Raw genomic sequence first — 7,935 nt, forward strand, 5'->3', positions numbered from 1 at the left:
TGCCATGACACAGACCCCCCCGGACCTGGTCCTCGAAGTCAACAACATCGAGGTCATCTACAACAAGGCCGTGCAGGCCCTGCGCGGCCTGTCGCTGGCCGTGCCGCGCGGGCGCATCGTGGCGCTGCTGGGCAGCAACGGCGCCGGCAAGAGCACCACGCTCAAGGCCATCTCGCGCCTGCTGGCGCTCGAGGACGGCCTGCTCGCCTCGGGCAGCATCGCCTTCGCCGGGCAGGACACGGCCCAGCTCGCGCCCCAGCAGCTGGTGCGCCGCGGGCTGTCGCACGTCATGGAGGGGCGGCGCATCTTCGAGGACCTGACGGTGGAGGAAAACCTGGTCGCCTCGACCTACGCCCTGAGCGGGCGCGCGGGCGCGGGCAGGCCCGACTTCGACCTGGTGTACGAATACTTCCCGCGCCTGCACGAGCGCCGCCGGGGCCTTGCCGGCTACCTGTCCGGCGGCGAGCAGCAGATGCTCGCCATCGGCCGCGCGCTGATCGCCCAGCCGACGCTGATGCTGCTCGACGAGCCCTCGCTGGGCCTGTCGCCGAAGCTCACCGAGGACATCTTCTCCATCATCGCCCGCATCAACGCCGAGCGCGGCACCTCCATGCTGCTGGTCGAGCAGAACGCCACCGTGGCCCTGGCCGTGGCGCACAGCGGCTACATCATGGAAAACGGCAAGATCGTGATCGACGGCCCGGCCGAGCGGCTGGCGGGCGACCAAGACGTGCGCGAGTTCTACCTCGGCATGGGCGCCAGCGGCGAGGCGCGCAGCTTTCGCGAACTCAAACACTACAAGCGCCGCAAGAGGTGGCTGTCATGAGCACCCCCCCGATCCCGCAGCTGCCCGAACTGACCCTGCCGCAGATGCTGCGCCAGCGCGCGCTCGGCGACGCCACGCGCGTGGCCATCCGGCAAAAGGACTTCGGCATCTGGAAGCCCTTCACCTGGGCGCAGTACTACGAGCGTGCCTGCCACTTCGGCCAGGGCCTGCTGGCGCTCGGCCTGCCCGAGGGCGGGCACGTCGGCGTGCTGGCGGAAAACCGCATCGAGTGGGTGCTGGCGCAGATGGGCGCGGGCCTGGTGGGCGCCATCACCGTCGGCGTCTATCCGACCAGCCCGGCCCCGGAAGTCGCCTACGTGGTGGGCCACGCCGACATCGACATCATGGTCTGCGAGGACCAGGAGCAGACCGACAAGGTGCTGGAGGCGATGGCCGGCGGCGCGCTGCCGCGCCTGCGCCGGATCATCGTCATGGAGACCAAGGGCCTGCGCAGCTTCGCGCCCGAGACCCGCGCGCTGATCAGCACCTTCGAGGAGGTCGAGGCGCAGGGCCGCGCCGCGCACAGCCAGGCGCGCATCGACGAGCTGCTGGCGCGCCAGTCGCTGGACGACATCGGCCTGATGATCTACACCTCCGGCTCCACCGGCGCGCCCAAGGGCGCCATGATCTCCTGGCGCAACATGCGGGGCGTGGCGCCCGGGATCATCGAGCGCATGCAGCTCAGGGCCGGCGACACGCACCTGTCCTACCTGCCGCTGTGCCACGTGGCCGAGCAGATGCTGACCACCTTCGCGCCGCTGTACCTGGGCAGCACCGTGAACTTCGGCGAATCCATCCGCACCGTGCAAGAAGACCTGCGCGAGGTGGCGCCGACCATGTTCCTGGGCGTGCCGCGCATCTGGGAAAAGCTCCATTCCTCGATCCTCATCAAGATGCAGGAGACCGGGCGGCTGCGCCAGCGCCTGTTCGAGCGCGCCATGGCGGCCTGCGCGCCGCTGGCGTACAAGCCGCGCAGCCAGTGGAACGCCGCCGAGCGCCTGCGCCACGCCTGGCACTACGTGCTGGTGCTGCGCTCGCTGCAGAACTTCATCGGCCTGCGCCGCACGCGCGTGGCGCTCACCGGCGCCGCGCCGATCGCGCCGGACGTGGTGCGCTTCTTCCGCACCCTGGGCGTGCCGCTGATCGAGGTCTATGGCCTGACGGAATCCACCGGCATGGTCACGGGCCACCGCCTGGACGACGTGCGCGCCGGCACCGTGGGCCCGGCGACCGTGGGCGTGCAGTGGCGCATGGGCGAGCAGGGCGAGCTGCAGATCCGCGGCGAGATGGTCTTCGCCGGCTACTACAAGAACCCCGAGGCCACGGCCCAGACCCTCCAGGACGGCTGGCTGCACACCGGCGACGTGGTGAGCGCCGAGCCCGATGGGCACATCCGCATCGTCGACCGCCTGAAGGACATCATGATCACCGCCGGCGGCAAGAACCTCACGCCCTCTGAGATCGAGAACGCCATGAAGGCCAGCCCCTACATCAAGGAGTGCGTGGTGGTGGCCGACGGGCGCAGGTTCGTCTCGGCGCTGGTGCAGATCGACCTGGAGACCGTGGGCAAGTGGGCCGAGGCGCGGCGCATCGCCTTCACGCACTTTCGCTCGCTGGTGGAGACGCCCGAGGTGCGCCAGCTGATCGAGGCGGAGATTGCGCGCGGCAACGCCCAGCTCGCGCAGGTGGCGCAGATCCGCAAGTTCCACCTCCTGACCAAGGAGCTGGACCACGACGACGGCGAAGTCACGGCCACCATGAAGGTGCGCCGCGCCAGCATCTACAAGGCCTACGCCAGCGAGATCGAGGCGCTGTACGCCTGAGGCGCAGCCCCGCCTGCCGGGCGGCCGAACGCCCGCTGCCCCCGCGCGCCGCACCCCGCGCGGGCGCGGCCACGCTCACTTGTAGAACGCCTCCACCTGCCCCTTCAGGGTGAGCAGCAGCGGGCGGCCGCGCCGGTCCAGCGTCTTGCCGGCCGGCACCTTGATCCAGCCCTCGCTCACGCAGTATTCCTCGACGTCGAAACGCTCCTTGCCGTTGAAGCGGATGCCGATGCCTGCCTGCTGGGCGAAGACCTCGGGCGCGTGGTGCGGGCTGCGCGGGTCGGTGGACAGGCGGTCGGGCAGGGGAATCAGGGCGGCGTCGGTCATGCAAGGGAGTGCGGCAGCGCAAGGAAAGGGAAGGCCGGATTATCCCCCCGAAGGGCGCCCCGGCCTGTGGACAACCCTGCGCAGCGTTCGCGCACAACCATGGACTTGTCCACAGGCCGGGCCCCGTGGCGCTTCTTGTCCCCAAAACCGGCGCAGCACCCGCCTGCCTCCCTGCCCAGGTTTTGCGGCCACGCAAGCCCTTGGAAGACAAGGGAAAAATGGGCTTGTCCACAGCCGAAGTGAGCCTCTACTACCACTACTATTCAGAGATATTGAAGACAAGGAATAACGGTGGTGGCCGTCGCCGCCGCCCCGACCGGCCAAAAAAAAGCGCCCGGATGGGCGCTCGCGCGGTGCGGAGGAAGGGAGATCAGCTCAGAAAGGCGCGTCCTCGGGCACAGCCGGGTGGCCCGCAGCGGCCGCAGGGGGGCCTTCGACCCCGGCAGTGCGCCCCTCCCCGCCCAGCGCCTCGACCAGGTCGGCGATCAGCCGCGACAGCTCGCCCGTGGCGATGGCAACGTCGGCATCGAAGCCGCCCTCGTCGCCCTGCGCATCCAGCACACTGTCGAGCAGCGCCACCTTGCGCAGCTGCAGCCCCTCCGTCAGCACGAAGGACACGCGCCCATCCCAGCTCATGGCCAGGCGCGTCGGCAGCTTGCCCGATTCGATGTGGGCGCGCACTTCGTCGATGTCCAGCGGATGCCGCGCATAGCGCACCACCGCCTTGTCCTCGGCCGGGCTCTTGAGCTCGCATTCGCGGTCGATGGTGAAACCCGCCGGCGGCTCCTGCTCGCGCAGCCAATGCGCCATGGCGGCCTGCGGGCTGGTCTGCGTGTCCACCAGCGCCAGCGACAGGCCCGGCAGCAGCTCCACCAGGGCGCTGGTGATCTCGTCGGCGCGGCCCTGGTTGCCGCTGTCGACCACCAGGGTGCGCGCCTCGCGGTCGATCCACACCCAGGTCGAGCCCAGCTTGGTAAACGCCATGGGCAGCAGGTCGAGCTTGGCCTCGTCCTTGAGCTCGCGCGCTTCCTTCTTGCCCGGCTTCCTGCCGGTCTCGCGCTCGATCGCCTCGGCCTTTTCCTTCACCTTGCGCGCCAGCACCGGGCCGGGCAGCACCTTGGCCTCGGACTGCCAGCGCAGCACCCACTGGCCGGCCACGCTCTCGGCCAGCGGGCCGTGGGCCTCGCCGCGTGGCGGCACCCAGCCGCTGGAGCGTTCCTGCGTGGCGCCGCACTCGGCAAAAGGCATGCGCGCCAGCGCCTCCTCCAATGTGCCGAGGTCGGCCTGCCAGCCCTCGGCAATGCGATAGACGATGAGGTTCTTGAACACCTGATGCTTTCCTGAAGAAAAAAAGGCGCTGCCGGCGCAGCGCAACTTGTCGCAACTTTACATAGCTGCAGCCCAGGCACATCGGCGCGAAACATGAACGGCACACACTGGCAGGGCATTGCAGCCCCGGCTGCACCGTTGACCCACCCACGAGGAGTAGCCACCATGAACCGCACCCGATCCACCCTCATCGCCACCGCCTGCGCCGCCCTGCTCGCCCTCTGCGGCGCCTCCATGGCCCAGGGAACGGCCGCCGCCGACGGCGCCCCGCAGCCGGCCGCCACCCAGCAGGCCCAGCCCCGCCACCAGGGCGAGCGCGCCGAGCGCCGCCATGCCCGCATGGGCCCCGAGCAGCGCGAGCAGATGCGCGCCCGCCGCGCCGAGGCCTTCAAGCAAAAGCTTGCGCTGACGCCGGCGCAGCAACCGGCCTGGGAGGCTTTCCTGCAGGCCATGCAGCCGGGCGAGCGCCACGCGCGCCTGGACGCCCGCGCAATGGACCAGCTCAGCACGCCCGAGCGCATCGACCGCATGCGCGCGATCCGTGCCCAGCGCGCGGCCGAAATGGACCGCCGCGGCGACGCCATCAAGGCCTTCTACGCCGAGCTGAATGCCGAGCAGCAAAAGACCTTCGACGCCGAAGGCCTGCGCATGTTCAGCCGCTTCGGACATGGCAAGCGCGGCCACCACGGTCCGCACCCTCAGGGCCCGGGCCAGGGCCATGCAGCCCCGGCCGGCGGCGACGGCGCAACCGCCACGCGCTGAGGCCGGGTCGCAGCAGCCCGGCAGGCGCGCCGATCCGCCCGGCGCGCCATCGCGGCGCCCGCCTACAGGAGCGCGGGCGCCGGGGGTTCTACAGTTTGCATGGATTTGTAACCCCTCTCTTGCCTCCATGCACCGATACCCGCGCCTCCTCTCCTCCCTGGCCCCTGCCTGTGCAGCCGCCGGGGTTTTTCTTGCCTGCAGCGCCCCGCCCGTCTTTGCCCAGGAGCCCGGCACGCCCTTTGCGGACCGTCCTTCTGTCTATGTGCAGGCCGGACGCTCGCGCTACGACACCAACGCCCTGACGGTGGGCCTCACCCTGCCCTGGCAATGGAAGCGCGAGCTGTGGGGCGGTGAGCTGCACGGCTACTGGGACCTGTACGCCAGCCGCTGGACCTATGACGCCGTGCCGGGTGGCCACGGCAGCAACACCCTGATCGGGCTCACGCCCACGCTGCGCCTGCTGCCCGATGGCCCCGGCTCGCGCTGGTTCGCCGAGGCCGGCATCGGCGCCACCGTGGCGCGCCACCGCTACCACACGCCCGGCCGCGAATTCAGCACGCGCTTCAACTTCGCCTCGCACCTGGGCGTCGGCCTGCGCCTGGGCGCGCAACAGCGGCACGAGCTGCTGCTTCGGCTGCAGCACGTCTCCAACGCCGGCATCAAGCACCCCAACCCCGGCGCCAACTTCCTGCAGCTGCGCTACGCGCTGCATTTCTGAGGGCGGCAGGGCCGGTCCCGCCTGTGGACAAGCCTGGGGTCCGAAATGGCACAGGTCACCACTTGTCCACAGCAGCGGCGCGGCGGTGTGCGTTGTCCCCATTCGGAGGGCGCGCCGCGACCCCTGCCGCGCACAGCCTTGGACGGCGCGCAACTGCCTGCCAATGTTGGGGAAAGACGGCTTGTCCACAGGCCGGTGCCGGGCCTACTACTACCACTATCCAGAAATAGAAACTTCAATGGACAACCGGGCACAGGCCTGGGGCACTGTCCAGACGACCGAGGGAGCCCGCCATGACCGTGCCCATCGCCTGCGTGCTGCTGATCGCCGCAGCCGCCATGTACCTGTTCATCAGCGAGCGCCTGCGCATGGATGTGGTGGCGCTGCTGGTGCTGCTGTCGCTGGCCCTGCTGGGGCTGGTCAGCCCACAGGAAGCACTCAGCGGCTTCAGCAACGAGGCCACCATCACCGTGGCCGCGATGTTCATCCTGGCAGCCGGCATCGAGAACACCGGGGCGCTGGCCTCGGTCGGTCGGCTGCTGGGCAAGAGCCGCTCGCCCACGGTGTTCCTGCTGCTGCTGTTCGGCGTCCTGGCAGTGGTCGCGCCCTTCGTGAACAACACGGCGGTGGTGGCGGTGTTCATCCCGCTGGTCATCGCCGCCAGCCGCAACATCGGCATGCCGCCCACCAAGGCACTGATCCCGCTGTCCTACGTCTCGCAGATGGCGGGGGTGTGCACGCTGATCGGCACCTCCACCAACCTGATCGTGAATTCGGTCGCCCGGGACCTGGGGCACCGGGGCTTTTCCATGTTCGAGTTCCTGCCGCTGGGCGCCATCTGCTGGGTGGCAGGCTGCGTGTACCTGCTGACGCTGGGGCGCTGGCTGCTGCCCGAGCGTTCCAACGCCGACCTGCCGACGCTGCAGGAATCCGGCCACTACGTCACCGAGCTGCGCGTGGGGCCGGATTCGGAGTGCCTGGGCCGGACGGTCGAGGAAGCGAAGATCAGCGGCAAGTACCACGTCTATGTGCTGGAGCTGTGGCGCGGCGCCGAGCGCCAGTGGTCGCCCAAGACGCAGGAGCTGCAGGAGGGCGACGTGCTGCTGGTGCGCGGGCGCTGGTCGAACCTGGAGCGGCTGCACCAGGAGCTGGGGCTGCAGTACAACCGCGCCGCCCGCAAGCGCGGGGAGGAGCCCGACATGGACGATCCGCCGGAGGAGCACAAGCAGGTGCTCGCCGAGGTCATGATCGCGCCCAACTCGGCGCTGCTGGGCCACCGGCTGCAGGCCATCGACCGGCGCCTTCCCCGCGAAAGCTCGATCCTCGCCCTGCAGCGCCGCGGCCAGATCGTGCGCGAGCACCTGCAGGACGTGCACCTGGCGGTGGGCGACATCCTGCTGGTGCTGATGCCCGAGCCGCAGCTGCAGGGCCTGCGCAGCAATGCCAACATCATCGTGCTGTCCGAGCGCGCCGCGCCGCTGTCCAAGGGCTGGCGCGCGCCCTTCGCGCTGGCCACCATGGCGCTGGTGGTGGCCTCGGCGGCGCTGGGCTGGGTGAGCATCGCCATCGCCGCGGTGGCGGGCGCGGTGGCGCTGGTGCTGGCGCGCTGCATCGACCTGGACAACATGTACGACGCCATCGACGGGCGCATCCTGCTGCTGATGGCGGGGCTGCTGCCGCTGGGCACGGCCTTCAGCAACAGCGGCGCGGCGCAGTTCCTGGTGGAACACACGCTGGGGCTGGTGGGGGGCTACGGGCCCTACGTCGTGCTGGCGGTGCTCTACCTGATGGCGCTGCTGCTCGGCGAGATGATGAGCAACGCGGCGGCGGCGGTGCTGCTCACGCCGATCGCGGTCTCCACCGCGCGCCTGCTCGAGGCCGACGCCACGCCTTTCCTGATCGCCGTCACTTTCTCCGCCTCGACCAGCTTCCTGACGCCCGTGGGCTACCAGACCAACACCATGGTCTACAGCGCCGGCGGCTACCGCTTTGCGGATTTCCTGAAAGTGGGAGCGCCCCTGAACCTCATTTTCTGGCTGGCGGGGGTGGTCTTCATCCCGGTCTTCTGGCCGTTCTGAGGGCTGGCGCGGGGGATGTCGCTACACGGGTGGCGCGCCGTCCAGCCAGCGCTCGAGCCGGTCCCGCGGCAG

The 7,935-nt window shown here is 69.9% G+C and carries 7 protein-coding genes; 5 read left to right on the forward strand and 2 right to left on the reverse strand.

Annotated features, from left to right (window positions below):
• The first annotated feature begins 4 nt into the window (after positions 1–4).
• On the forward strand, positions 5–826 hold the full coding sequence (locus A612_RS06620; RefSeq protein WP_040436255.1) for an ABC transporter ATP-binding protein: 822 nt from the start codon (positions 5–7) through the stop codon (positions 824–826).
• Positions 823–2,649 (forward strand): AMP-dependent synthetase/ligase, encoded by a 1,827-nt coding sequence (locus A612_RS06625; protein WP_019373725.1) that lies wholly within the window; start codon positions 823–825, stop codon positions 2,647–2,649. Before A612_RS06620 ends, A612_RS06625 begins: the two co-directional genes overlap by 4 nt.
• 75 nt (positions 2,650–2,724) lie before the next feature.
• Here A612_RS06625 and A612_RS06630 read toward each other — a convergent pair whose 3' ends face one another.
• Complete coding sequence (locus tag A612_RS06630) at positions 2,725–2,976, reverse strand: DUF3297 family protein (RefSeq protein ID WP_019373726.1); 252 nt, start codon at positions 2,974–2,976, stop codon at positions 2,725–2,727.
• Positions 2,977–3,351: 375 nt separating this feature from the next.
• Entirely contained in the window at positions 3,352–4,305 is a 954-nt protein-coding gene (locus A612_RS06635; RefSeq protein ID WP_019373727.1) for a recombination-associated protein RdgC, read from the reverse strand.
• Between the two features lie 165 nt (positions 4,306–4,470).
• On the opposite strand from A612_RS06635, the gene A612_RS06640 reads away from it, so the two are divergent.
• From A612_RS06640 to A612_RS06650, 3 genes are all read left to right on the forward strand, one after another.
• Positions 4,471–5,067, forward strand: a complete 597-nt coding sequence (locus A612_RS06640; protein ID WP_019373728.1) for a Spy/CpxP family protein refolding chaperone — start codon at positions 4,471–4,473, stop codon at positions 5,065–5,067.
• Between the two features lie 127 nt (positions 5,068–5,194).
• Entirely contained in the window at positions 5,195–5,785 is a 591-nt protein-coding gene (locus A612_RS06645) for an acyloxyacyl hydrolase (protein WP_040436254.1), read from the forward strand.
• Between the two features lie 293 nt (positions 5,786–6,078).
• A complete protein-coding gene (locus A612_RS06650; RefSeq protein WP_019373730.1) occupies positions 6,079–7,863 on the forward strand; it encodes an SLC13 family permease in 1,785 nt (594 codons plus the stop codon).
• The last annotated feature ends 72 nt before the right edge of the window (positions 7,864–7,935 follow it).

It is taken from the genome of Melaminivora alkalimesophila, from assembly GCF_000282995.1.
Taxonomy (GTDB): Bacteria; Pseudomonadota; Gammaproteobacteria; order Burkholderiales; family Burkholderiaceae_C; genus Melaminivora; species Melaminivora alkalimesophila.

Bases quoted from the DNA above. Each gene is read 5' to 3' on its own strand.
- A612_RS06625 (WP_019373725.1), top strand. From the start codon at position 823: ATGAGCACCCCCCCGATCCCGCAGCTGCCCGAACTGACCCTGCCGCAG.
- A612_RS06640 (WP_019373728.1), top strand. From the start codon at position 4,471: ATGAACCGCACCCGATCCACCCTCATCGCCACCGCCTGCGCCGCCCTG.
- A612_RS06650 (WP_019373730.1), top strand. From the start codon at position 6,079: ATGACCGTGCCCATCGCCTGCGTGCTGCTGATCGCCGCAGCCGCCATG.
- A612_RS06645 (WP_040436254.1), top strand. From the start codon at position 5,195: ATGCACCGATACCCGCGCCTCCTCTCCTCCCTGGCCCCTGCCTGTGCA.
- A612_RS06620 (WP_040436255.1), top strand. From the start codon at position 5: ATGACACAGACCCCCCCGGACCTGGTCCTCGAAGTCAACAACATCGAG.
- A612_RS06630 (WP_019373726.1), bottom strand. From the start codon at position 2,976: ATGACCGACGCCGCCCTGATTCCCCTGCCCGACCGCCTGTCCACCGAC.